Origin of the sequence: Daejeonella sp. JGW-45 (assembly GCF_029360805.1) — a bacterium.
Lineage (GTDB): Bacteria > Bacteroidota > Bacteroidia > Sphingobacteriales > Sphingobacteriaceae > Daejeonella.
The window spans coordinates 494846-518537 of sequence record NZ_JARKNC010000002.1; the positions used below are offsets into that span (position 1 = coordinate 494846).

Here is a 23692-nt window from a genome sequence, read left to right on the forward strand (position 1 = left end):
ATGAAAAAATATAGAAGAATAGCTGCAATTGCTTTATTAGCAGGTTTTGCGGTAATATCTCCCGGTTGTGATGACGATTATTTCAACCAGACGGAAAACCCGAACCTGGTGTCAAAACCCTCTATTAATGCCATGCTATCCACAGCAACACATAAAGCAGGGCTCAATACTCAACGTATTGCGAGTTTCAATACGTATTATTCACAGTATCAGGCCAGCCCTACAAGCGGATCTGCTGGAGATACTTATCAGATAACGGACAACTCATCACAGTGGGAAGCGGCATACTATGCAATGGCCGATCTATATGATATGATAGAACTGGCAAAGACTGCTGGCGCTACCGAGCATCAGGGCGTCGGTCAGCTGCTGCTGGGTTATACCCTGGGGCTTGTCGCAGACACATGGGGAAGTGCACCATACACAGATGCATTCGGTGTTGGTGGTAATCTTACACCAAAGTATGATTCTGAAGAATCTCTGTACGCTGCATCTTTGGCTCTCATAAACGAAAGTATTGTTAATCTTTCCAAAACGACCGCGCCGATAAAGCTTGATGCTAAGTCGGATGTGATTCACGGAGGAAACCGGACAGCATGGGTAAAAACCGCTTATGCGATCCAGGCGAGATTCCTGAATAAAGTTTCGAAGAAAACTACTTACAGCGCCGCCGCGGTTCTGTCTGCTATAGACAAATCATATACGGTCAATACTGACGATGCTACCATGGGCGTTTTCACAGGAATAAATCCCTGGGCTCAAATTGCGGTAAACAATGCAGGCAATTTGCTTGGCGGATGGCTTGGAGAAAACTTTATCAACCATTTGAATGGCGTTACTTATGGCATTTTAGACCCCCGGATCGCTAAGATCACCGATAAAACAGTTACCGGCACTTATGTGGGCACACGTAACGGAAGAGGTAATACCGGAGCTGCGAACACGATCCGCGATGAAAACTATATCAGTGTAAACTCGCCGGTTACCAGCCGGACTGCTCCTTTGTATATTGTTACAAATTCAGAGATCAGGTTTATCGAAGCTGAAGCAGCATTAAGGTCAGGCGCAGCAGGCAGAACCCGGGCATATACTGCCTATCTTGCCGGCATCTCCACGAACATGGATAGACTTCAAGTTGCGGATGATGACAAAAAAGCTTATCTGACAAATCCTGCTGTTGCAGTAGGAGCTGCTAATTTAACCTTAGCGCTTATCTTTAAAGAAAAATATGTAGCTACATATTTAAGCCCCGAAGCTTGGAATGATCTGCGCAGAAACGATTATCAGTACAAGGACTTTAAACTTCCGGAGAATGCGGTTCTAACCAAATTCATACGGAGAGTAGCTTATCCAAACACTGAAAGATCAAAAAATGGCTCAAATGTCCCGGCTGAATTAGCATTGGACACCCCGCTTTGGTGGGATAAGCCCTGATTGGATTTTTAAAGGTTTTTTGAACTGGTTCCACTGCCGCAGTGGAACCAGTTTTATTTATAGAGGTTTTTTAACAGGTGGACAGGCTGCTTCAGAACCAAAATCCTCCTGTCTACCTTGCTGAAATTTTACAAAAATGATCCGGCAAGACAATTATCTTTCAACATGAAAAAACAGATCTTCTTATTTATAGCTATTATTTTTTGCCAGAGTGCTTATTCACAAAATTTTACAATTGAGTCGATATTAGCTTACCCCTTCCCTTCTGAACTCACCAGCAGTTCCTCAGGCTCTAAAATTGCCTGGGCCCTGAATGAACAGGGGAAGAGAAATATCTACGTTGCTGAAGCCCCTGACTTCACACCCAAAAAAATAACGGCTTATGATAAAGATGATGGCCAGGAGCTTACCAGCGTTTCTATTTCCCCCGATGGCAAATGGGTAGTATATGTACGCGGCGGAGATCATGGGGGAAGCAATTCGAGTATGCCTGTGAATGCTGCTTTTGATCCGGTAGCTCAGAAAGTTCAAATAATGAGCGTTCCTTTCGAAGGGGGCAAGACTAATATCCTCGCCGAAGCAGATGATCCTGTCATATCGCCATCGAGCGATCGTGTGATATTTGCCCGGGGCGGCCAGGTTATGAGCACACCGATTAATGGGTCTTCTGCTGCCAGGCCGCTTTTTTATGCAAAAGGCTCGACAGGCTCAATCAGCTATTCGCCCGATGGATCGAAGATCGCTTTCGTTTCATCGCGGGGCGACCACTCTTTTATCGGGATATTTTCGGACGAGAAAACTCCTATAAACTGGATACTGCCATCGTTCTCCAGAGACAGCTCCCCACGTTGGTCGCCCGATGGCAAAAGCATCGCGTTTGTCAGAACTCCCGGGTGGGGCGGAAAAACAGATTCGATATTTGCCAGAAGACACCAGCCATGGACCATCTGGACAGCTGATATTATAAGTGGTAAAGGCAACCCTATCTGGAAAGCACCAGAAACCCTGGAAGGTTCATTACCCCAAACTCAGGGCGGCACAAATCTTCATTGGGCTGCATCAAATAAGATCGTATTTGTTTCTTACCAGGATGGATGGCCTCATCTCTACGCGGTCGACGCGGGAGGTGGCAAGGAATTATTACTGACGCCCGGGAAATTCATGGTCGAACAGATACGGCTAAGCAAGGACAGAAAGTGGCTGGTATTTGCGGCCAACACGGGAAATGACCCTTCCGACATTGACCGAAGGCATATCGCGCGCGTACCCGTAGACCGCGCAGAGATGGAGATCCTGACTCCGGGCAGCGGAATTGAAGCTTACCCGGTAATCACTGGAGATAACTCTACTATTGCTTTTCTTAGCGCAACAGCTCAGCGACCGCTGCTGCCTGCTGTCAGAAATTTTACCGGGGGACCGGTTAAACTTCTCGGTGAAAAACTGATCCCCGAAAGCTTCCCGCAATCACAGCTCGTAACTCCGCGTCATGTCACTTTCAAGGCTCCGGACGGACAAATTGTTTATGGACAGCTCTTTGAGCCTAAAAATGCGGGGACTGCAAAACGCCCCGCCGTAGTCTATGTCCATGGCGGCCCGCAAAGGCAAATGGTTCTTGGATGGCACTTTATGGATTATTATTCGATCGATTATGGCCTTAATCAATACCTGGTAAATCTAGGATTCACGGTGCTATCCGTAAATTACCGCTTAGGCATTGGATACGGTTATAAATTTCAAAGAGCCGTAAATGCGGGTTCGCAAGGGGCGTCAGAATACCAGGATATAAAAGCTGCCGGAGAATGGCTGGCTAAACAGCCTGATATAGATGCAGGTAGAATCGGCATCTATGGTGGCTCTTACGGAGGATACCTCGTAGCGCTGGCTCTCGGCAAGGATTCCAAGCTGTTTGCTGCAGGGGTTGACATACATGGTGTGAATAACCGCTTTGCCAGCTCTCCTCAAACGACCCGGGAGCCGGCTCCGGATGCCGATCTCTACGAGAAAGCAGTTAAAAAATCTTCTCCGGTAACCTATCTGGATACGTGGACCTCACCGACCCTTATCATTCATGCTGATGATGACAGGAATGTGAATTTTAGCCAGAGTGTGGACCTGGCCAGGCGTTTTGAAGACAAAAAGTTTGAGTTTGAATACCTGGCTATCCCCGACGACACCCATCACTGGATGAAATACTCAAATGGAGTGAAAGTCAGTGAAGTTACGGCGGAATTTTTGAAGAGGAAACTTATGAAATAGTTGAAAGTGGAAAGTTGAAAGTGGAAAGTGAGGCGAACCTCGATATAACGCTTTCAACTTTCCACTTTCAACTTTCAACTAATTAAACTCCATAAAAAACCCTATTCCCAATCTCAAGCTCCGGCAGTTTTAAAGGAGCCTTAAATATCCCATATACCGACGAGCCACTCCCACTCATGGAAGCATAAATTGCTCCCGACTCATAGAGCAAGTGCTTTAGATAGCCGATTTCCGGATGCTGACTAATGATACCCTGCTCGAAATCATTGATAACAGAATCTTTCCAAAGCACGGGGTTTTCTTTAACTAGTTCCTTCAGAGATACCCCGGGTTTTCGGGGTCTTACACCGCCGAACGCCTCAAACGTAGAGATATGTAAATCGGGCATAACCAGTGCGATAAAATACTTGCTGAGATCTAATTCAATTTCTTCGAATCTGTCGCCCCTGCCGGATGCAAAAACCGGCTGGTTCTTAATAAAAAAAGCGCAGTCGGCTCCCAGTGCAGAAGCATAGGTTTCCATTCTTTCCCCGCTCAACCCAAGATTGAACTTTTCATTCAGGAGCTTTATAAGAAAAGATCCATCGGCCGATCCGCCGCCTATTCCAGCTCCAATTGGTATATTCTTATGCAAATGAATCTTAACGGGAGGAATTTTGAAATCCAGCGAAAGCATTCTGTAAGCTTTCAGGCAAATATTTCTATCAGGGTCACCGGGAATGTCAAGCCCTGTAGATTGAAAGCTCAATTCATTTGCTTCAACAACCTCTAGCGCATCTTTAATCCCAATTGGATAAAATATAGTCTCCAGATCATGGTAGCCATCCGCTCTTTTACCGACAATATTTAAGCCTATGTTTATCTTAGCATTTGGGAACACGATCATATTGTACACATCCGGCTATAGTTTTGAACAATAATAGGATGCCAAAAATACATTTATTTTATTTGCAATGGGAAGAGCGCTTCGCGCTTTGCAAGCGTTAAATTAAAACGCAGAGAGCACAAAGTACACGCTAAGGGCGCAAAGCTTGCATAACCCATAATGAAGGCTTTAGCAAATGTTCGTCACGCTACTTTGCACCCTCTGCGAAAAACTTTGCTACCTCTGCGGTTAAAATGCAGATGGTACGTAGCAAGACGTTATGTAGTACTAACAACCGATACCACCAGAATATGAAACAATACCTCGATTTAATGCGGCACGTGCTGGAAAACGGCACACAAAAACATGACCGCACCGGTACCGGTACTATCAGCATCTTCGGATACCAGATGCGTTTTGACCTGCAAGAAGGTTTCCCCATGGTAACTACCAAAAAAGTTCATTTGAGATCGATCATCCATGAGCTTATCTGGTTCTTAAAGGGTGAGACCAACATCAGGTATTTAAAAGATAATGGTGTTAGCATTTGGGATGAATGGGCTGACGAAAACGGAGAATTAGGGCCGGTATATGGCTCTCAATGGCGATCATGGCCAACACCTGATGGCGGTCATATCGATCAGATCAGCGGAATTATCAGCCAGATCAAAAACAACCCCGATTCCCGGAGGATCATTGTATCAGCATGGAATGTAGCCGAAATTGAAAATATGGCGCTTCCTCCATGCCATAGCTTTTTTCAGTTCTACGTGGCCGACGGGAAATTGAGCTGCCAGCTTTATCAGCGTAGCGCCGATATCTTTCTGGGTGTACCATTCAACATTGCTTCGTATGCACTGCTCACGATGATGGTTGCACAGGTATGCGGCCTTCAGGCCGGCGATTTCGTTCATACTCTTGGTGACGCACATTTATACAATAACCATCTGGACCAAACCAAACTGCAGTTAAGCCGCGATCCGCGTCCGCTGCCGCTAATGAAGTTAAATCCTGAGGTAAAAAATATTTTCGACTTTAAATTCGAAGACTTCAGTCTTGAAAATTACGACCCTCATCCGCATATTAAAGGAGCTGTTGCAGTATGACGATCAGTCTGATAGTAGCCGTTGACGAAAACAACGGCATTGGAAAGGATAATCAGCTGCCGTGGCACTTACCGGCTGATCTGAAACACTTTAAAACGCTGACAACCGGCCACCCAATTCTTATGGGTAGAAAAACATTCGAATCGATTGGAAAAGCACTCCCGAACCGGCGAAACATTGTAATAAGCCGGCAGGAAGGGTATACAGCTGAAGGGGCCGATGCTGTAAGCTCCCTCCAGGAAGCATTCCTGCTTTGTGAGGGCGAAGAAGAGGTTTTTATTATAGGCGGTGCACAGATCTTTGAACATTCACTCAGTCTTGCTGACGTCATTTACCTTACCGTAATACACCATCGGTTCGATGCTGATACCTTCTTTCCCAAAATAGATAAAAAGGCGTGGAAGGAAGTGGAAAGCTCCAGCCACCAGCCGGACGAAAAGAATAAATACTCCTACACATTTATCAAATACAGTAAAGCCTGAAACAATGCAGATATTTCTGCTTTAAAGAATTTTTAAAAACAAAAATTTAATTAGCTTTGCCGTCTTAACCAAAACAGGCTTAAATAAATATAGTATACAATTAAAACAAAATGCAAGGTAAAGGACTAGTTAAATTCGCCGCAATAGCATTAACGCTTGCGTGTTTATATTCACTCTCATTTACGTGGATAGCGAATAAAGTTGAAAAGGATGCGCAAGAGTTTGCGAAAGGTGATCCCTCAAAAGAAAAATCTTATCTCGATTCTGTCGCTTCACTACCTGTATTCAGCAGCCTGAGTTATATCACCTACGAATACGCCAAACAACGTGAAATACCTCTCGGACTCGACCTGAAAGGTGGAATGAATGTGACCATGGAAATTGCGCTTAGCGACATGGTGCGTAACCTGGCTAACAACAATCCGGACGCTAACTTTAATGCAGCTATCCGGAATGCCGAAGCGGCTGTTGCCGGTGGAGAAAACGATTTTATCGTTGCTTTCGGAAAGGAATATGAGAAGCTGAACCCAAACAGCAGGCTTGCTCCTTTATTCGCCACTAAGGAAAATTCTGGCAGTATCAAGGTTGATGCTAGTAACCAGGAGGTAATTAACTTCCTTAAAAAATCGGCCGACGGCGCTATTGACCTATCATTTAATATCCTTCGTACCCGTATTGATAAATTTGGAGTTACGTCTCCGAACATTCAAAAACAACAAGGTACCAACCGAATCCTTATTGAGCTTCCGGGTGTTGATGACCAGGAACGTGTACGTAAGCTGTTACAGGGCTCGGCTAAACTGGAATTCTGGGAAACTTACGACAACACGGAGGTTTTTGCATTGCTTCAAAATGTGAACGGTATTTTAGCTTCAACTGTTAAAACTACCGATACTATCGCTAAAACATCAGCAGTAGCGGATACTGCAAAGAGTAAGCTTGCTGCGTTAGGCAAAGCAGATACTACCGGAAAAATAGACAGCGCAGCTGCATTAAATAAAATTCAGGCTGAACAGGCCCGGCAAAATCCACTATTTGCCATTTTAAACCCGGCAACATTCCAGGGGCAGGACGGTCAAACAGGTTTACGTCCAGGCCCGGTTGTAGGTTATGCTGCGCTAAAAGATACTGCAAAGGTAAACGCTTATCTTTCTTCTCCACAGGCCAAAGCTGTAATCCCATCGACCATCAGGTTATTCTGGGGAGTTAAGCCGGTAACGCCGGAAAGTAAAGTATTCGAATTATATGCTTTAAAAGCAAGCAACCTTGCTGGCGGCCCTGCTTTGGAAGGAGATGTAATCTCTGATGCACGTTCTGATTATGACCAGAGGGGAAATCCTGAGGTGGTTATGGTTATGAACGCAGATGGCGCCCGTGCCTGGAGAACACTAACAGCAAATGCGTCGGCTGATCCGAATAATAAAAAGAGTGTTGCCATAGTGCTTGATAATCTTGTTTATTCAGCTCCAACAGTACAGGGTGAAATTCCAAATGGCATTTCTTCGATCAGTGGGAATTTTAAGATAGAAGACACCCAGGATCTTGCAAATGTTCTTAAAGCAGGAAGGCTTCCCGCCCCGGCGCGGATCGTAAGTGAATATGTAGTCGGCCCTTCACTGGGTGCCGATTCTATTTCGGCGGGACTAATATCTACCATCGCAGGTGTTATTGTGATCCTGCTATTTATGGCTATGTATTACAGCACTGCCGGTCTCGTAGCAAACATTGCATTATTAGTCAACCTGTTCTTCCTGATGGGTGTACTCGCTTCACTCGGCGCGGTATTAACACTGCCGGGAATCGCTGGTATAGTTCTTTCGCTGGGTATGTCTGTAGATGCCAATGTGCTTATCTATGAACGGATCCGGGAAGAACTTAACGATGGTAAATCGATCAGGCTTGCAATAGCTGAAGGTTTTAGCAAAGCAATGCCTTCTATTCTTGATTCGAATATTACCACTTTCCTCACAGGTGTAATTCTTTATGTCTTCGGTCAGGGGCCAATTGTAGGTTTTGCTACAACATTAATGATTGGTATCATAACCTCATTATTTGCGGCCATCTTTATTTCAAGACTGGTATTTGAATGGCTGCTTGAAAAGAAAAAGTCAATTAATTTCTCAATAAAAGCAACTCAAAACCTGTTTAAAGATTCAAAGTTTGATTTTATCTCAGGCCGTAGAAAATTCTATATCCTTTCCTCTGCCATCATCGTTGCAGGTATAATATCTGCTTTCACTCAGGGATTCAGCCTTGGGGTTGATTTCTCTGGCGGACGATCTTATTTTATCTCGTTCGATAAGCCAGTTGATGTCGAAGACGTACGTGAAACCCTGACCAATACTTTCGAAGCTCCCGTAGAAGTAAAAACCTTCGGCTCGTCTAATCAGGTTAAAATAACAACTGCATATCTGATAAATGAAAATACAGATGCTGCAGATGAAAAGGTTAATATTAAACTTTCGGAGGGCCTGAAGAAAATCAGCCCGGTTTATGAGATCAAAGACTCTCAGAAAGTCGGACCAACAATGGCAGATGATATTAAGACTTCGGCAATATATGCTGTCGGATTCTCTATCCTGGTCATATTCCTCTATATCCTCATCCGATTCAAAAGAATGGCATTTGGCTTTGCGGCAATCCTGGCCCTGGTGCATGATGTGCTTGTGCTGCTCGCAATATTTACCATCTTTAACGGATGGCTTCCATTCTCACTGGATATTGATCAGGCTTTCGTAGCCGCGATTTTAACTGTAATGGGTTACTCTATTAACGATACAGTAGTGGTATTTGACCGCGTCCGTGAATACATCGGACAACATCATTCAAAAGATGAGAATCTGCCTACAGTAATTAATAATGCGTTAAACAGTACCCTAAGCCGGACGGTGATCACTGGTATATGTACCATGGCAGTGCTGGTAATCATCTTCATTTTTGGCGGCGAGATCCTGAGAGGGTTCTCCTTTGCCATGCTGATCGGCGTTATATTCGGTACTTACTCCTCCCTGTTCGTAGCCACTCCATTTGTGGTTGAGTTTATCAAGGAAAAAGGAGATGATGTGAAAAAAGCATAGCGTTTTTTTAAACGAACTTTGGAGAGTCCCGCTTTGCGGGACTTTTTTTGTTTATTACATTTTATATCCGGATATTTGTTGTCATACTAACAATATGTATGGCAAAAGAATTATTCAGTACTTATTCATATCTCCTTGACAGGACGGCGCGGAAAGTAAAACAATACGCGCAGCGACGGTTTAATAACGAACAGTATGATATAACCGTTGACCAATGGATAATTATAAAACACCTGAACCAGAGCAATGATTTAAATCAGACCCAACTGGCTGAGATAACTGGTAAGGATACCCCTACCCTCACCAGGATCATAGATCTGCTCTGCAAAAAAGGCCTGACGGAACGTAGGATCCACCCGACAGACCGGCGATGTTTTACGGTCCATTTGACGGAGCAGGGACAACAAACTGTTTTGAAATGGACCCCAAAGATGGCCGAAATACGCATGAAAGCGTGGGAGAATCTTACCGAAGACGATTACATCAATCTAAAAAGGATTCTCGATACAATTTATAACAACCTGGATGACTAAAATCGAGTCTGGATACTCGATATTAATACGATAACAATGACAACAACAGATATATGCATAATTGGAGCCGGCCCGGTCGGCTTATTTTCAGTATTCGAAGCCGGTCTTTTGAAAATGAGGTGTCACCTTGTTGATACCCTGCCACAGGTTGGCGGACAGCTTTCTGAGATCTACCCTCATAAACCGATCTACGACATCCCCGGATACCCTGATATTAAAGCCCAGGAACTCGTTGACCGGCTAATGGAGCAAATAGCACCATTCGAGCCGGGATTCACGCTTGGTGAACGGGTGGAGACTCTGGTAAGGCAGGATGATGGCTCGTACCAGGTCGGCACCAGCGACGGCACACTGATACAGGCAAAAGTAATAGTCATTGCCGGAGGTCTGGGATGTTTTGAACCCCGCAAGCCAGAAATAGAAGGCCTGACAGACTTTGAAGGCAAGGGCGTTGAATACATGGTTAAGAACCCGGAACACTTCAGAGATAAAAAAGTCACTCTCGCGGGCGGCGGCGATTCTGCCCTCGATTGGACTATATTCCTGGCAGACATTGCTGAACGTGTGACACTAATTCATCGTGGAGACACCTTTCGTGGTGCGCCCGACTCAGCAGAAAAAGTTCATGAATTAGCCAGCACAGGTAAGATTGATCTTGTGCTCCAGTCGAACCTTCTGAGTGTCTCAGGCAATGGACAGCTCAAAGAAGTTAGTTATGTCGGACGTGATAAGGTTAATGTTTCCCTGGAAACAGATTACCTGATCCCCCTTTTTGGTTTAAGCCCTAAGTTGGGCCCGATTGGCGGATGGGGGTTAAATATAGATAAATCGGCTATTGAAGTGGATACCTTTGATTATTCGACAAATATAGAACGTATTTATGCCATTGGAGACATAAACACTTATCCCGGCAAGCTAAAGCTAATACTTTGCGGGTTTCACGAAGCAGCCCTGATGGTACAAAGCGCTTTTAAGTATGTTTATCCTGATCAAAAATTAAGTTTTAAGTATACTACTGTATACGGCGTAAATACCTTCTAAATGATCAACATAATAATTGAAGACCGGGACGGTCAACAGCAGCCTGTTGAGATCCCTGAGGAAATAAGCTTAAGTTTGATGGAAGTGCTAAAAGCATCCGAATATAATATCCTGGCTACTTGTGGAGGCATGGCATTATGTGCAACCTGTCACGTCCAGGTATTAGAGGGATTAGAGCTTTTGCCAGCACCGGGTAATGAAGAAATGGATATGCTTGATACCCTGCCTGATGCAGGGTTCGACAGCAGGCTTGCCTGCCAGATCAGGATCAATGACAACCTTAACGGGATGGTCTTCCGGATAAGGGGAGATGAACAATAAACGGGGTAAGAGTGTTACTCTCTCATAGCTCAACACTCATAGCCCAAAACACTAACATTATTTCCCAAGAAACATGGATCAGCATATAACCAATTCAAGTAAATTTCCGAAAGTAGTAATTGTGGGAGGCGGCTTTGGGGGGATTGAACTTGCAAAACGACTAAAGAACAAAGAGGTTGAGATTTTGATGCTCGACAGGCACAATTATCATACGTTCCAGCCCTTACTTTACCAGGTTGCAACCGGGGGTCTTGAGGCCGACTCGATAGCCTTTCCGTTGAGGAAGATTTTCAAGAACCAGAAAAACTTTACGTTTCGGGTTACTGAAGTAGACAGTATTGACCCCAGCGCGAAAATTGTAAATACATCAATTGGAAAAATAACCTACGATTACCTGGTTCTGGCCACCGGTTCAGACACCAATTTCTTCGGACAGAAAGAAGTTGAGCATTTTTCCATGGCCATGAAAACGATCCCGGAGGCCCTGAACCTTCGGAGTATGATCCTTCAAAACCTCGAGGAAGCTTTAATCGAAGGTGATCCGGTGCGTAAAGCGTCACTGCTGAACTTCGTGGTCGTTGGAGGAGGTCCTACGGGCGTTGAACTTTCCGGAGCGCTGGCTGAGCTAAAAAAACATATACTCCCTGAAGATTACCCAGAGCTTAGTGTTAAGGATGTAAACGTTTACCTTATCGAAGGCTCTGACGAGCTGCTGGGCGCGATGTCGGATGAAGCCTCGGCAAAATCGAAACAGTTTCTTCAGGAAATGGGCGTGAAAGTTCTTACTAACATCCGTGTGCTGGGTTACGATGGCGACGTTATCAAGCTGTCAAATGAACAGGCTATTCCGACAAAGAACGTCTTATGGTCGGCTGGTGTAAAAGGAGCAATTCCTGGCGGCTTTCCTCCGGAAACTATTGCAAGGGGTAACCGCATAGTGGTTGACGAATTTAATCGCGTGGCTGCCCAGCCCCGGATATTCGCAATCGGAGATGTTGCAGCCCAGATCACGCCAGACACACCCAACGGCCTGCCAGGTGTAGCGCCGGTAGCTATACAGCAAGGCAAGCATCTTGCAAAGAACATTCTCCGGTTTATGAACAACGAGCAGCCGGAGCCATTTAAGTATTCCAACCAAGGTTCTATGGCCACGGTAGGGCGGAACAAGGCGGTCGTAGACATCGGCAAGATCCGTTTCCAGGGGATTTTCGCATGGTTTGTCTGGATGTTTGTCCATCTGATGTCACTGGTAGGATTCAGGAATAAAGTGGTGACCTTCGTAAACTGGGTGTGGAGTTATTTCAGCTACGACCGCGGAACACGATTGATCATCAGAAGGTTTAACAGGGAATCCATGACGGAGGATCCATCGGCGAAATAGGGAATGGGGGAATGGAGAATGGAGAATGGGAAATGGGAAATAGACCGGTCGCCTATTCCCTATTCGCTATTTCCTATTTCCTATTCCCCATCTAAACTAAAACTATGATTAAGCTTACCGAATGCCCGCGGGATGCCATGCAGGGGCTCCATGATTATATACCTGCAAAGACCAAGGCAGAATATATAAACCTGCTGCTTAAGGTGGGCTTCGATACAATTGATTTTGGCAGCTTCGTATCGCCAAAAGCCGTACCCCAGATGAAAGATACTGAAGAAGTACTTCAAATGCTGGATCTGAGTAGTACTGATTCCAGGCTACTCGCTATCGTAGCGAATTTAAAGGGTGTAGAACAGGCAATAAAGCATACGCAGATCAGCTATCTGGGCTTTCCCTTCTCGATCTCTGAAACATTTCAACAGCGGAACACCAACTCAGGCATTGAACAATCACTTGAAACCGTACGCAGGCTCCTGGATGCCTGTGAGACATCAAATAAGGAAGCTGTAATTTATCTTTCTATGGCTTTTGGCAATCCGTACGGTGATGAATGGAATAACGAGATAGCAGAGCACTGGACATACGAGCTGGTTAAGGCTGGGGCCAAGATCATTTCTCTTGCAGATACCACAGGGGTTTCAACGCCTGAAAGCATTAGTTACTTATTCCCCCATTTGCAATCACAATTTCCGAATATCGAATTTGGCGTCCATTTACATAGTACTCCGGACCAAACAAAGGAAAAATTAGAAGCCGCCCTGAATAGTGGCTGCAAAAGGTTTGATTCAGCGCTGAAAGGCTATGGGGGCTGCCCAATGGCTGCTGATACTCTAACCGGAAATATTGCCACTGAAGAGCTAATTTTACTTCTGGAAGAGCGTCATGAAGCTGCCAACCTGGATAAAGAAAAGTGGAGCGAAGCATTAATTTTTTCGTCAAGGATATTCAGTTAGCACATTCTTATGAAACGCCGGTTTAGCCAGGAAATAACGATTGAGCTACTACCTGGTTTTGTTGCTTTCTTTTATCTTCTTTAACATATCCGACAATCTTTTTACCTCCAGGGGATATTTCCCGGCCAGGTTATTTCTCTCACCTACATCAGACTTTAAATCGTAAAGCTGAGGTTCGGCGAGATTTCCGAGCTCGGTATTTGTCATAACGTTCATCTTCTGTCCATTGCTGGGCTCGATATATTTCCAATTCCCATGGATCAAACTAAGAGTATTGTTAACAGATTGCTGTACCACGTATTTACGATCCGCTGTGGCTCCCAGAAGAGTACTTAAACTATTGAAACTATCAGGTGCATTGTCGCCCGAAAGACCCTGTCCGGTCAGAAACGCCAGCGATGCATAAAGATCAACCTGGCTAAATAAAGCATTCGAAACTGCTCCCCTCTCAATTTTACCGGGCCACTTAACAATAAAAGGTATGTGTGTGCCCCCGTCAAAGGCGCTATATTTACCACCCCTGCGATCTCCTGAAGGAGTATGATCCTTAAGCAACTCAACGGCATTGTCGTCATATCCGTCGTCAACAACGGGCCCGTTATCACTGCTAAAAATAACCAGGGTATTGTCGGCTATCTGCAGGCGGTCAAGAGCTTTTAGAACTTCGCCGACAGTCCAATCGAGCTGAAGGATTGCATCGCCACGCGGCCCCATCCCGCTTTTACCTGCGAACCTGGAATGAGGAACACGCGGAACATGAATGTCGTGAGTGGCAAAGTAGAGAAAGAATGGCTTTTCCCTGTTTTTTTCTATAAAGCTCAATGCCCGGTTAGTAAAGACATCAGCCATATCCTGGTCGATCCAGCGCGCCCTGTTTCCGCCGCTCATCCATCCGATCCTGCTCACACCGTTAATTATGGTTGCATCATGACCATGGGAATATTTCACTTTCAAAAGTTCGGGATTTTCCTTCCCTGTAGGGTCATTTCCAACCTTCTCCTTATAGGAGACAATGATGGGATCAGCCGGATCCAGGTCTACTATCCTGTGATTCTCCAGATAAACACATGGAACACGGTCGGCAGTTGCCGGCATTATGAAAGAGTAATTGAATCCTATCTCTAAAGGGCCGGGTTTAATTTCGCTATTCCAGTCAGGGCCGCCCTGAGGGCCCAGGCCCAGATGCCATTTACCAACTACAGCTGTCTGATAGCCGGATTTTTGAAGCATTCGTGGGAGAATTTCTATATCTGTTGGTATTATCAGTGCTGCATCACCCGGTGCTATACCTGTATTGGCTTTTCGCCATGCGTATTTTCCAGTCAAAAATGAAAAACGGGAGGGTGTGCAAGTAGCAGATGTTGCGTAAGCATTAGTAAAACGTAAGCCCTGCCTTGCCATCTGGTCGATATTGGGAGTTTTTACCCTGGTAGCACCATTCGCACTGATATCACCGTAACCTAAATCATCAGTATATATTATTACGATATTAGGTTTTGCTGTTATCTTTTGAGCATGTGCTTCCAGGCAGCAAAAAGCAACAAAGATCACAAATACAAAAGAAAATGACCGGATATTCATCATATAAAGCCCCGCGGGGCACTTTTTAATACCATCTTAATATGCTGGATTCCGGCTTCCTCAAACTGAGAACCCTCTTTCACAAAGCCAAACTTTTCGTACAAGCCAACTGCCGTGAGTTGTGCATTTAGATAAACATAATTTGCATTCTCCGGAAGGTCATTTAAAACCGCCTGCACAAGCGCTGTGCCCATCCCGGAACCACGAAACTCTTTAAGAACAGAGAAACGCTCGAGTTTATAACCCCTATCTGTTTTACGCCATCTCGCTGCTCCTGCTGGAATGTTATCGACAGTTCCTATAAAATGTGTCGATTCGTCTTCGAACTCCCATTCAAGCTCTGGCGGACAGTTTTGTTCATCGACAAAAACCTTCTTCCGGATTGCAAAAACTTTTTCAAGATCGCCCGGATCGGTTGTCTTTTTAACTTCAATATTATTTTGCATCCTTTACTGCTGCTGAGGGTTTGGCTTCTTGACGGCAGCTTTTTTTGCAATTTTGGTTCCTGAAGGCGACCTGCCTGCAGTTGCCGGATTTAGCTTTGCCCGCTTGCTGTCATGACATTCTTCGGCAGCATCAATCGAACGCGAACGGTGGATATCGTCATCTTTCTCTGCCAGGTCTGATAACCTTTCGTAGAACTTATGAAGCTTATCCAGCTCCTCTTCTGTCATATCCTCCAGATCAACCATACGATTACTGGTACGTTCGTCTGCTGCGATCAGTTCATTAAGTTTTAATTGTATGGCCTTGTTATCCTTATTCTGGCTCTTTTGAATTAAAAACACCATCAGAAAAGTAATAATCGTGGTGCCTGTATTTATCACAAGCTGCCAGGTCTCAGAAAAGTTAAAAAGCGGACCGCATGCAGCCCATACGATAACAATAACAAAGGCAGTTGAAAAAGCGTAGGGACTGCCGGCCCAGGATGTTATTGCATTTGAAAATTTCTCAAATAAACTAAGCTGTTTCTTGTTGCTCATTGTGTTCTACTTTAAAAATCCTGTCAATAGCTATTAAACAAAAAATCCAACCCGAAGGTTGGATCTTTGTTTAAATTTTAAAGCTTGCTGTTAACATCGATACAGTTCAGGTCATCAAAGGCTTGTGTCAGCCGTTTAACGAAAGCCTCCTCGCCTTTTCTGAGCCAAACCCTCGGATCATAATGCTTCTTATTCGGAGAGTCTTCACCATCCGGGTTGCCGATCTGGTGTTGAAGGTATGCTTCTTTAGACTTGTAATAATCCTTAACGCCGTCCCAGAATGCCCACTGCATGTCAGTGTCGATATTCATTTTAATAGCGCCGTACGATATCGCTTCCCTGATCTCCTCTTTTGATGAACCTGAGCCACCATGAAAAACGAAGTTTACAGGTTTTTCAGCTTCTTTCTTAAACTCCTTACGAACAAAATCCTGCGAATTCTTCAGGATAACCGGCTGCAATTTCACATTGCCTGGCTTATAAACCCCATGAACATTACCGAAAGCAGCAGCTACTGTAAACTTATCGCTGACAGTGCTTAATTCTTTATATGCGTAGGCAACTTCTGATGGTTGTGTATAAAGCCTGGAGCTGTCAACATCGCTGTTATCAACCCCGTCTTCTTCGCCCCCTGTCACTCCCAGTTCTATCTCAAGTGTCATTCCCATTGCTTTCATCCGGGCGAGATATTTCTTACTGATCTCTATATTTTCTTCAATCGGTTCTTCCGAAAGATCAAGCATATGAGAAGAGAATAATGGCTTATTATATTGAGCGAAGAATTTTTCTCCATGATCCAGCAGGCCGTCTATCCACGGAAGCAATTTCTTCGCTGCGTGGTCCGTATGTAGTATTACAGCTACTCCGTAATGCTCGGCCAGCAGATGCACATGATGTGCAGCCGATACGCCTCCAAGTACAAATGCCTGCATATTATCATTATTCAATGACTTACCGGCATAGAATTGTGCGCCTCCGTTAGACAACTGGATAATTACCGGAGAATTAACAGCCTTTGCTGTTTCCATCACAGCATTTATAGAGTTCGTGCCAACAACATTTACTGCGGGAAGTGCAAACTGATGTTTTTTGGCTGCCTCAAATAATTCCTGAACAGCGTCACCGTGAAGTACGCCCTTTAATTGCTTTAAGTCCATTCGTTTGATTAATGATTAATGTTCGAAATTAGAAAAAATCGTTGCAAGATCAAGGAAATCATCCCAGAATTCCCTTCTTTATGCCAACATTTCATTCAATGAGTTTGTGTGACCTTGCTTTCTTAAAATTTTTGTTTCTTTGTACGTTACACACATATCCAAAATGGCCTGGTTCAAGAGAGAAAAAAAGGGGATAATAACTTCTACCGAAGAGAAAAAAGAAATACCTGATGGCATGTGGAATAAATGTCCGTCATGTAAGAAGCCGCTGCATTATGCAGAGCAGGTTGAGAATAAATACGTCTGTCATTACTGTGGCTATCACCTGAGGATCGGTTCAAAAGAATATTTTGAAATTCTTTTTGACGACAATCAGTTCACTGAACTCTTCCCGAATTTACGCTCCGGCGACCCCCTCGAATTTACCGACACTAAAAAATATACCGATCGTCTCGAGGAAAGCTATATCAAAACTGGTCTTAATGATGCTATCCGTGCAGCTACAGGCAAACTTGGCGAGCAGGAGCTTGTAATTGCGTGTATGGATTTCAACTTTATCGGCGGCTCAATGGGTTCGGTTGTTGGAGAGAAAATTGCCAGGTCTATCGATTATAGCATCGCCCATAAGATCCCCTTTATGATGATCTCGAAGTCGGGCGGCGCCCGGATGATGGAAGCGGCATTCTCACTTATGCAGATGGCAAAAACATCCGCCAAACTTGCGCTTTTAAGCAAGGCGAAATTACCTTATATCTCACTTTTAACCGATCCAACAACCGGCGGGGTTACAGCTTCCTACGCCATGCTGGGTGACATCAATATTTCTGAGCCCGGGGCGCTCATAGGCTTTGCAGGACCGCGGGTAATCAAGGAAACCATAAAGAAAGACTTGCCAAGGGGCTTTCAAACCTCCGAGTTTGTTCTGGAACATGGCTTCCTCGACTTTATTGTTGACCGGCGACAGATGAAGGCTAAACTAGCCTCATTTTTGCGGATGATAAAATAAAAATCCATGCCCCGCTTTTGCGGAACCTGGATTTTAAAACATTGAATTAAACAGTGCTGGGTTCGTGATCGGGACCTAACGACTCATTTGTCCTGCCGTGTTTCCGATCTGTAAAGTTAGCTTTATCCAGATCCACATAAGGCGAAGAAGTGTCCTCCTCCCCGGTGCCTGGGCGTTTTATTTTTTGCTGACTATTGGATGGTTTAGCGTTTCCAGGGCGCTGATTCTCATTTTTAGCTTTCATAACATTCCATGTTGGTACAAAAGGATAATGCCGGCGCAGTATCTTTTGTTTCAGGAAATATTAATTAAACCTGTCACACCGGCACCTTACATATCCCTTTCAGCTTCTCAACAACGTAATCTATCTCTTCCCTTGTATTATACTTACTGAACGAAAAGCGCACTGCGGGCCTGTCCGGGTTTGCATGAATGCCATTAAGCACATGGGAACCGATATTAGTACCCGAGCTGCAAGCGCTGCCACCGGATGCAGATATGCCCGCAATGTCAAGACTGAATAAAAGCATCTCTGCCATATCCATCTCGGGAAAAGAAACATTCAGTACGGTGTAAAGGCTTTTATCGCTGTCGGTTTCGCCATTGAATTCTATCCCTGGAATATGCTGCAGCAGCTGATCCATCATATAGTCTTTCAGGCCCTGTATATACCTGTGATGCTCCTGCATATTATTATAGGCTATCTCCAAAGACTTTGCAAGTCCGGCGATCCCATAAACGTTTTCAGTTCCCCCTCTCATGTTTCGCTCTTGCGAGCCTCCAAGGATCATAGGGCTGATCTTGACCTTATGGCTTATATAAAGAAACCCTACCCCTTTCGGGCCATGAAGTTTATGAGCTGCACAAACTAAAAAATGCACTTTTAATTTGCTGAGATCATGAATATAATGACCCATGGTCTGAACGGTATCACAATGAAAAATAGCGTCGTACCGTTCACAAAGTTCTCCCACAGCTTCTATATCAGTTATAGTCCCCAACTCATTATTAGCATGCATCAGGGATACAAAACTTCTATCCTCCGACTTTAAAAGTTGCTCTAAATGCTTCAGATCAATATTCCCCCTAGAGTCTATATCGACGTAGCTTAGACGGATAAGGCCGCTTTTCTCAAGAGCCTGAAATGTATGTAAAACAGCATGATGCTCTATCTGTGAAGTAATCGCGTGTTTTATACCATGATCGATAATCCCGCACCGGATAGCCATATTATCAGCCTCGGTGCCGCCGGAGGTAAAGAAAAACTCGGCAGGCGAAGCGTTGAGTAAACCGGCAATAGTTTTACGGGCTTTTTCAATCACGGTGCGCACTTCTCTTCCATGGGCATGAATTGATGAGGGGTTGCCATACTGCGTCTCCATCACTTCATACATCTCCTTTAAAACCTCCTTGTCTACCGGTGTGGTAGCTGCATTATCAAAATATACACGCATCAGGCTATTATCAGGTTAGTCTAAGTATCTCCTTGATGTCAGAGATGATTTTCTGGGCAAGGTTATCTGCCACCGTTTCGGAACTACCTTCGGAGTAGATCCTGATGATTGGTTCCGTATTTGACCGGCGAAGATGCACCCACTGTTTGTCAAATTCGACCTTTAGTCCATCAATAGTGCTGTATGGCTGGTCTTTATACTTCTTTTCAACCGCGAGCAGCAATGCGTCAATATCCATCCCCTCGGTTAATGTGATCTTATTCTTAGAAATGAAATAAGCAGGATAGCCCGAGCGAAGTACGGATACGGTTTTGCCGGATCTGGCAAGATGCGTCAAAAACAAAGCAATACCCACCAATGCATCTCTTCCGTAATGTAATTCAGGATAGATAATTCCACCATTGCCCTCACCTCCTATGATTGCGTTGGTCTCCTTCATCTTGTTAACTACATTCACCTCTCCAACGGCGGCGGCATTATAAACACCTCCGTTACTCTCTGTTACATCCCTCAATGCGCGTGTCGACGACAAATTTGAAACCGTATTTCCAGGCGTATTCTTCAGAACGTAATCAGCAACAGCTACCAGCGTATATTCTTCCCCGAACATAGTACCATCTTCAGATACAAAACACAGCCTGTCAACATCGGGGTCGACCGCAATACCCAGATCTGCGTTATTCGAAATAACTTCTTTCGAAAGCGCTGTCAGGTTTTCAGGAAGCGGCTCCGGGTTATGAGGGAAATGTCCGTCCGGCTCGCAATAAAGCTCAAATATAGTACTGACCCCCAGCGCCTTTAACAGCGCAGGAACAAATATCCCACCTGAAGAGTTCACACAATCGATGGCGATTTTAAAATTTGCCTTCTTTATAAGATCAACATCTACCAGGGGCAGTGCCAGTATTTTATCAATATGTTTTTGCATGTAGGTGTCGTCATACACTACCTTACCCAGGGTATCTACCCCCGCAAATTGAACATCCTGCTCCTCCGCCATGGCTAATACAAGCTGGCCATCCTGATCTGTAATAAACTCACCTTTGTGGTTAAGAAGCTTGAGGGCGTTCCATTGCTTCGGATTGTGGCTGGCGGTAAGTATAATTCCCCCGCCTGCGTTTTCATCAGGAACCGCGATCTCGACCGTAGGAGTTGTTGAGAGGCCCAGGTCTATGACATCAATCCCCAAGCTTTGCAGCGTTCCGACCACCAGGTTTCTTACCATCTCTCCCGAGATGCGTGCATCGCGGCCAACCACGATCTTATTTTTACCTGTGTTTTGTATAACCCAGCGCCCGAACGCTGTAGTAAATTTTACGATGTCGGGAGGCGTCAGGCCATCGCCTGCTTTGCCGCCTATAGTACCCCTGATTCCTGAAATTGATTTTATTAAAGTCACTGTATCTGATATGAAAAGGTAAAAATAAGAATTACATTCTATACACACATTCCTAAAACGCTAAATGTCTATATTTGACCTCAAATCCAGATAGCCCGATATGCCCAGAAAATGGTTTCAAAACTGGTTTAATTCACCATACTATCATATCTTATATCAGCAGAGAAATGATGAAGAGGCTGAATTTTTTATCGATAACCTTTGCGCGCACTTAAAACCCGGAATAGGATCCCGTCTGCTTGACATCGCTTGCGGAAGAGGCAGGCACTCCGTATACCTGAATAAAAAGGGTTATGATGTAACCGGCATAGACCTCTCCTTTTCAAATATCAGGTTTGCCCAGCAGTTTGAAAACGACAAGCTTCATTTTTACGTGCATGATATGCGCTATCTGTTCTACATTAATTATTTTGACCTCGCACTAAATCTTTTCACCAGCTTTGGATATTTTGAAACTGAAAAAGACCATGTCAATGCGCTGAAAACATTCAGAAAATCCCTTAAACCAGGCGGTATCCTTGTTCTTGATTTTTTCAATACCGAAAAGATCCTGCGCAACCTCACCCAGCAGGAAGTAAAACATGCCGATGGGATAGACTTTTATATCAGCAAAAAAGTAACCGGCGGCAAAATAGTCAAGACTATTTCATTTGAACACAAGAACAAGGATTTTTCTTTTAAAGAAGAGGTAAAAGCTTTTACATTTGCCGACTTCGAGAAAATGTTTCATAGAAGCGGTTTTAAGATCATGGATTACTTCGGAGATTATGCCCTGAATAGCTATGACGAAACAAGATCTGACCGCTTAATTTTTATATGTGCTAAAGCCGATGCTTGAACAACTTAACCAGATTGACCAGAATATTTTCTTTTTCATTAATAAGGGCCTGTCCAATGATTTTTTCGACTGGCTTATGCCTTTGTTAAGGAACAGATACTTCTGGACACCGCTTTACCTCTTTATGGCAGTATTTTTTGTCAGGAACTACGGTAAACAGGGCTGGTTAATTTTAATATTTATGGCGCTCACCTTCGGTTTTACCGATTACTTTTCGTCATCGGTGCTAAAGCCCTCGTTTGAACGTTTAAGGCCCTGCAACGACCCTGTTCTTAAGGCTGATGTAAATGCGAGGATAGCCTGCGGCACCGGGTTCAGCTTTCCATCCTCGCACGCTGCGAACCATTTCTCGCTGGCATTTTTTCTCATTACCGTGTTCTATTCTAAATGGAAGCCGATCATGATGCTAACCTTATTATGGGCTTTCTCGATCAGTTTTGCACAGATGTACGTCGGGGTTCACTACCCGGGCGATATTACATTCGGGGCAATTGTCGGGGGCATGATCGGATATATAATAGGTACAATTTTACTTCACTTAGACGCTTTTAAAGGATGGAAACCTGGGAATTGATCCTACTGTTCAGCAGTGCATTCCTTGGGGGAATAGCTGTTTTTCTGTTTAAAAATGGGAATACAAACAGGCTGAAACTTGTCTTATCCTTTAGCGGTGCTTATCTTTTTGCCATTACCGTGCTGCATTTGATGCCCGATGTGTATAGTTCAGGCAGCTCGCAAATCGGCTTATTTATTCTCGGCGGCTTCCTGCTTCAGATCCTGATGGAACAATTCTCAGAAGGTATCGAGCATGGGCATATTCATAAGCATGATCACGGTCCTTCCGGATTTCCCATCGGCATTATGATAAGCCTGTGTTTGCATGCATTTCTTGAAGGAATGCCTTTAGCGAAAGGTCAGCATACAGAACTGGTATACGGCATCGCTTTACACCATATTCCCGCCGCATTCGCGCTGGGAAGCGTTCTGGTGCATTCTAGGCAGCCAAAAATAAAAACGATCATATTCCTTGCCTTTTTTGCACTGATGAGCCCGCTTGGCTATGCGTTAAGCTTCAGGATAGGCGAAGGAACTTTCGGGGATATCGACATTTATTTTGAAAGTATAATGGGGGTGGTGATAGGTATATTCCTTCATATCTCAACCACTATCCTTTTCGAATCCAGCGTTGACCATAAGTTTAATCTTAAGAAAGTTGTGGCAGTTTTGCTAGGAGTTGGTATTGCTTTGGCAGGATATTTCCTTCATTGACATTGTTAAGTTGTACGTTTTACGTTATAAGTTATACGTGCCGGGCGTATAAGCACAGCGTTTAGAAAACGTATCACGTACAACGTAAAACGTATAACTCAATTCAGCCTCGCATTTTGTCAAGCAGCCCGCTCAATACTCCGGCTTCGTCGTCTGTTAGACTGCCCTTTAAAATATCCCTGGATGACATTTCGCTATCCAGCTTGCTCAATATGTTGAGGCCTTTCTCACTTATTGTAATATCAACTGCACGCCTGTCCTGCTCATTAACGCATCGCTGGACGAGGCCCTTCTGAACAAGCCTTTCGACTATGCGTGAGGTATCAGACATTTTATCCAGCATTCGTTCTTTAAGAAGATTTATCGTGGCTGGCTTTGGGATTTGCCCGCGTAGTATCCTCAGTATATTATACTGCTGCAAAGTTATCTTATGCTTATCGAGACGCTGCCTGAGTAAGGTAGTTATCCAACCATAGGTATAAATTAAATTTACAATTACCTTCTGATGATTGTCTTCAAACTTGTTGCTGACAATTTCCTTTTCAATTTCCATACA

Annotated in this window: 23 protein-coding genes; 14 read left to right on the forward strand and 9 right to left on the reverse strand. The window is 44.4% G+C overall.

What is annotated here, in order from left to right; genetic code table 11:
• Positions 1 to 1434, forward strand: a complete 1434-nt coding sequence (locus P2W76_RS05285) for a SusD/RagB family nutrient-binding outer membrane lipoprotein (protein WP_276346510.1) — start codon at positions 1 to 3, stop codon at positions 1432 to 1434.
• 165 nt (positions 1435 to 1599) lie between these two features.
• Positions 1600 to 3690, forward strand: coding sequence for a prolyl oligopeptidase family serine peptidase (locus P2W76_RS05290; RefSeq protein ID WP_276346511.1), 2091 nt, complete (start codon positions 1600 to 1602; stop codon positions 3688 to 3690).
• A gap of 82 nt (positions 3691 to 3772) precedes the next feature.
• On the opposite strand, the gene ispE is transcribed toward P2W76_RS05290, so the two are convergent.
• Positions 3773 to 4576, reverse strand: a complete 804-nt coding sequence (ispE, locus tag P2W76_RS05295) for a 4-(cytidine 5'-diphospho)-2-C-methyl-D-erythritol kinase (protein WP_276346512.1) — start codon at positions 4574 to 4576, stop codon at positions 3773 to 3775.
• A gap of 290 nt (positions 4577 to 4866) precedes the next feature.
• On the opposite strand from ispE, the gene P2W76_RS05300 reads away from it, so the two are divergent.
• The 8 genes from P2W76_RS05300 to P2W76_RS05335 all read left to right on the forward strand — a co-directional run bounded on the left by P2W76_RS05300 (position 4867) and on the right by P2W76_RS05335 (position 13449).
• The gene (locus tag P2W76_RS05300; protein ID WP_276346513.1) at positions 4867 to 5661 is read left to right on the forward strand and encodes a thymidylate synthase; all 795 of its coding nucleotides are present in this window, start codon (positions 4867 to 4869) and stop codon (positions 5659 to 5661) included.
• Complete coding sequence (locus P2W76_RS05305; protein ID WP_276346514.1) at positions 5658 to 6143, forward strand: dihydrofolate reductase; 486 nt, start codon at positions 5658 to 5660, stop codon at positions 6141 to 6143. The genes P2W76_RS05300 and P2W76_RS05305 overlap by 4 nt, the downstream gene beginning before the upstream one ends.
• A 110-nt stretch (positions 6144 to 6253) precedes the next feature.
• Positions 6254 to 9220: a protein translocase subunit SecDF gene (gene secDF, locus P2W76_RS05310; protein ID WP_276346515.1), complete on the forward strand. Its 2967-nt coding sequence runs from the start codon at positions 6254 to 6256 to the stop codon at positions 9218 to 9220.
• 98 nt (positions 9221 to 9318) lie between these two features.
• Positions 9319 to 9753, forward strand: coding sequence for a MarR family transcriptional regulator (locus P2W76_RS05315; protein ID WP_276346516.1), 435 nt, complete (start codon positions 9319 to 9321; stop codon positions 9751 to 9753).
• Between the two features lie 36 nt (positions 9754 to 9789).
• Positions 9790 to 10794, forward strand: coding sequence for an NAD(P)/FAD-dependent oxidoreductase (locus tag P2W76_RS05320; RefSeq protein WP_276346517.1), 1005 nt, complete (start codon positions 9790 to 9792; stop codon positions 10792 to 10794).
• Positions 10795 to 11115: a 2Fe-2S iron-sulfur cluster-binding protein gene (locus tag P2W76_RS05325; RefSeq protein ID WP_276346518.1), complete on the forward strand. Its 321-nt coding sequence runs from the start codon at positions 10795 to 10797 to the stop codon at positions 11113 to 11115.
• Between the two features lie 73 nt (positions 11116 to 11188).
• Complete coding sequence (locus P2W76_RS05330) at positions 11189 to 12496, forward strand: NAD(P)/FAD-dependent oxidoreductase (protein WP_276346519.1); 1308 nt, start codon at positions 11189 to 11191, stop codon at positions 12494 to 12496.
• A 104-nt stretch (positions 12497 to 12600) separates the two neighbouring features.
• Complete coding sequence (locus P2W76_RS05335) at positions 12601 to 13449, forward strand: hydroxymethylglutaryl-CoA lyase (RefSeq protein WP_276346520.1); 849 nt, start codon at positions 12601 to 12603, stop codon at positions 13447 to 13449.
• A gap of 48 nt (positions 13450 to 13497) precedes the next feature.
• On the opposite strand, the gene P2W76_RS05340 is transcribed toward P2W76_RS05335, so the two are convergent.
• The 4 genes from P2W76_RS05340 to fbaA form a co-directional block, all read right to left on the reverse strand.
• Complete coding sequence (locus P2W76_RS05340) at positions 13498 to 15033, reverse strand: arylsulfatase (RefSeq protein ID WP_276346521.1); 1536 nt, start codon at positions 15031 to 15033, stop codon at positions 13498 to 13500.
• Entirely contained in the window at positions 15030 to 15476 is a 447-nt protein-coding gene (locus tag P2W76_RS05345; protein ID WP_276346522.1) for a GNAT family N-acetyltransferase, read from the reverse strand. The genes P2W76_RS05340 and P2W76_RS05345 overlap by 4 nt, the downstream gene beginning before the upstream one ends.
• Positions 15477 to 15479: 3 nt before the next feature.
• Complete coding sequence (locus tag P2W76_RS05350) at positions 15480 to 16013, reverse strand: low affinity iron permease family protein (protein ID WP_276346523.1); 534 nt, start codon at positions 16011 to 16013, stop codon at positions 15480 to 15482.
• 77 nt (positions 16014 to 16090) lie between these two features.
• A complete protein-coding gene (gene fbaA, locus P2W76_RS05355; protein WP_276346524.1) occupies positions 16091 to 17170 on the reverse strand; it encodes a class II fructose-bisphosphate aldolase in 1080 nt (359 codons plus the stop codon).
• A 163-nt stretch (positions 17171 to 17333) separates the two neighbouring features.
• Here fbaA and accD point away from each other — a divergent pair, with 163 nt between their 5' ends.
• Positions 17334 to 18176: an acetyl-CoA carboxylase, carboxyltransferase subunit beta gene (gene accD, locus P2W76_RS05360; RefSeq protein WP_276346525.1), complete on the forward strand. Its 843-nt coding sequence runs from the start codon at positions 17334 to 17336 to the stop codon at positions 18174 to 18176.
• Positions 18177 to 18222: 46 nt separating this feature from the next.
• Here accD and P2W76_RS05365 read toward each other — a convergent pair whose 3' ends face one another.
• From P2W76_RS05365 to glmM, 3 genes are all read right to left on the reverse strand, one after another.
• A complete protein-coding gene (locus P2W76_RS05365) occupies positions 18223 to 18420 on the reverse strand; it encodes a hypothetical protein (RefSeq protein WP_276346526.1) in 198 nt (65 codons plus the stop codon).
• Between the two features lie 73 nt (positions 18421 to 18493).
• Positions 18494 to 19630, reverse strand: a complete 1137-nt coding sequence (locus P2W76_RS05370) for a cysteine desulfurase family protein (RefSeq protein WP_276346527.1) — start codon at positions 19628 to 19630, stop codon at positions 18494 to 18496.
• Positions 19631 to 19640: 10 nt separating this feature from the next.
• The gene (gene glmM / locus P2W76_RS05375) at positions 19641 to 21029 is read right to left on the reverse strand and encodes a phosphoglucosamine mutase (RefSeq protein ID WP_276346528.1); all 1389 of its coding nucleotides are present in this window, start codon (positions 21027 to 21029) and stop codon (positions 19641 to 19643) included.
• Positions 21030 to 21129: 100 nt separating this feature from the next.
• Here glmM and P2W76_RS05380 point away from each other — a divergent pair, with 100 nt between their 5' ends.
• From P2W76_RS05380 to P2W76_RS05390, 3 genes are read left to right on the forward strand one after another with little or no spacing between them, the layout of a single operon-like run.
• Positions 21130 to 21867 (forward strand): class I SAM-dependent methyltransferase, encoded by a 738-nt coding sequence (locus P2W76_RS05380; protein WP_276346529.1) that lies wholly within the window; start codon positions 21130 to 21132, stop codon positions 21865 to 21867.
• A complete protein-coding gene (locus P2W76_RS05385; protein ID WP_276346530.1) occupies positions 21860 to 22441 on the forward strand; it encodes a phosphatase PAP2 family protein in 582 nt (193 codons plus the stop codon). Before P2W76_RS05380 ends, P2W76_RS05385 begins: the two co-directional genes overlap by 8 nt.
• Entirely contained in the window at positions 22423 to 23136 is a 714-nt protein-coding gene (locus tag P2W76_RS05390) for a ZIP family metal transporter (RefSeq protein ID WP_276346531.1), read from the forward strand. The genes P2W76_RS05385 and P2W76_RS05390 overlap by 19 nt, the downstream gene beginning before the upstream one ends.
• Positions 23137 to 23239: 103 nt before the next feature.
• Here P2W76_RS05390 and P2W76_RS05395 read toward each other — a convergent pair whose 3' ends face one another.
• On the reverse strand, positions 23240 to 23689 hold the full coding sequence (locus P2W76_RS05395; RefSeq protein ID WP_276346532.1) for a MarR family transcriptional regulator: 450 nt from the start codon (positions 23687 to 23689) through the stop codon (positions 23240 to 23242).
• Between the last annotated feature and the right edge of the window lie 3 nt (positions 23690 to 23692).

Excerpts from the sequence above, each read along its gene's own strand:
- P2W76_RS05290 (WP_276346511.1), top strand. The coding sequence starts at position 1,600 with ATGAAAAAACAGATCTTCTTATTTATAGCTATTATTTTTTGCCAGAGT.
- P2W76_RS05300 (WP_276346513.1), top strand. The coding sequence starts at position 4,867 with ATGAAACAATACCTCGATTTAATGCGGCACGTGCTGGAAAACGGCACA.
- P2W76_RS05385 (WP_276346530.1), top strand. The coding sequence starts at position 21,860 with ATGCTTGAACAACTTAACCAGATTGACCAGAATATTTTCTTTTTCATT.
- P2W76_RS05350 (WP_276346523.1), bottom strand. The coding sequence starts at position 16,013 with ATGAGCAACAAGAAACAGCTTAGTTTATTTGAGAAATTTTCAAATGCA.
- P2W76_RS05345 (WP_276346522.1), bottom strand. The coding sequence starts at position 15,476 with ATGCAAAATAATATTGAAGTTAAAAAGACAACCGATCCGGGCGATCTT.
- P2W76_RS05305 (WP_276346514.1), top strand. The coding sequence starts at position 5,658 with ATGACGATCAGTCTGATAGTAGCCGTTGACGAAAACAACGGCATTGGA.
- P2W76_RS05395 (WP_276346532.1), bottom strand. The coding sequence starts at position 23,689 with ATGGAAATTGAAAAGGAAATTGTCAGCAACAAGTTTGAAGACAATCAT.
- accD (WP_276346525.1), top strand. The coding sequence starts at position 17,334 with ATGGCCTGGTTCAAGAGAGAAAAAAAGGGGATAATAACTTCTACCGAA.
- P2W76_RS05370 (WP_276346527.1), bottom strand. The coding sequence starts at position 19,630 with ATGCGTGTATATTTTGATAATGCAGCTACCACACCGGTAGACAAGGAG.
- P2W76_RS05320 (WP_276346517.1), top strand. The coding sequence starts at position 9,790 with ATGACAACAACAGATATATGCATAATTGGAGCCGGCCCGGTCGGCTTA.
- P2W76_RS05340 (WP_276346521.1), bottom strand. The coding sequence starts at position 15,033 with ATGATGAATATCCGGTCATTTTCTTTTGTATTTGTGATCTTTGTTGCT.
- P2W76_RS05325 (WP_276346518.1), top strand. The coding sequence starts at position 10,795 with ATGATCAACATAATAATTGAAGACCGGGACGGTCAACAGCAGCCTGTT.
- P2W76_RS05330 (WP_276346519.1), top strand. The coding sequence starts at position 11,189 with ATGGATCAGCATATAACCAATTCAAGTAAATTTCCGAAAGTAGTAATT.
- P2W76_RS05390 (WP_276346531.1), top strand. The coding sequence starts at position 22,423 with ATGGAAACCTGGGAATTGATCCTACTGTTCAGCAGTGCATTCCTTGGG.
- P2W76_RS05380 (WP_276346529.1), top strand. The coding sequence starts at position 21,130 with ATGCCCAGAAAATGGTTTCAAAACTGGTTTAATTCACCATACTATCAT.
- fbaA (WP_276346524.1), bottom strand. The coding sequence starts at position 17,170 with ATGGACTTAAAGCAATTAAAGGGCGTACTTCACGGTGACGCTGTTCAG.
- P2W76_RS05285 (WP_276346510.1), top strand. The coding sequence starts at position 1 with ATGAAAAAATATAGAAGAATAGCTGCAATTGCTTTATTAGCAGGTTTT.
- P2W76_RS05365 (WP_276346526.1), bottom strand. The coding sequence starts at position 18,420 with ATGAAAGCTAAAAATGAGAATCAGCGCCCTGGAAACGCTAAACCATCC.
- ispE (WP_276346512.1), bottom strand. The coding sequence starts at position 4,576 with ATGATCGTGTTCCCAAATGCTAAGATAAACATAGGCTTAAATATTGTC.
- P2W76_RS05315 (WP_276346516.1), top strand. The coding sequence starts at position 9,319 with ATGGCAAAAGAATTATTCAGTACTTATTCATATCTCCTTGACAGGACG.
- secDF (WP_276346515.1), top strand. The coding sequence starts at position 6,254 with ATGCAAGGTAAAGGACTAGTTAAATTCGCCGCAATAGCATTAACGCTT.
- P2W76_RS05335 (WP_276346520.1), top strand. The coding sequence starts at position 12,601 with ATGATTAAGCTTACCGAATGCCCGCGGGATGCCATGCAGGGGCTCCAT.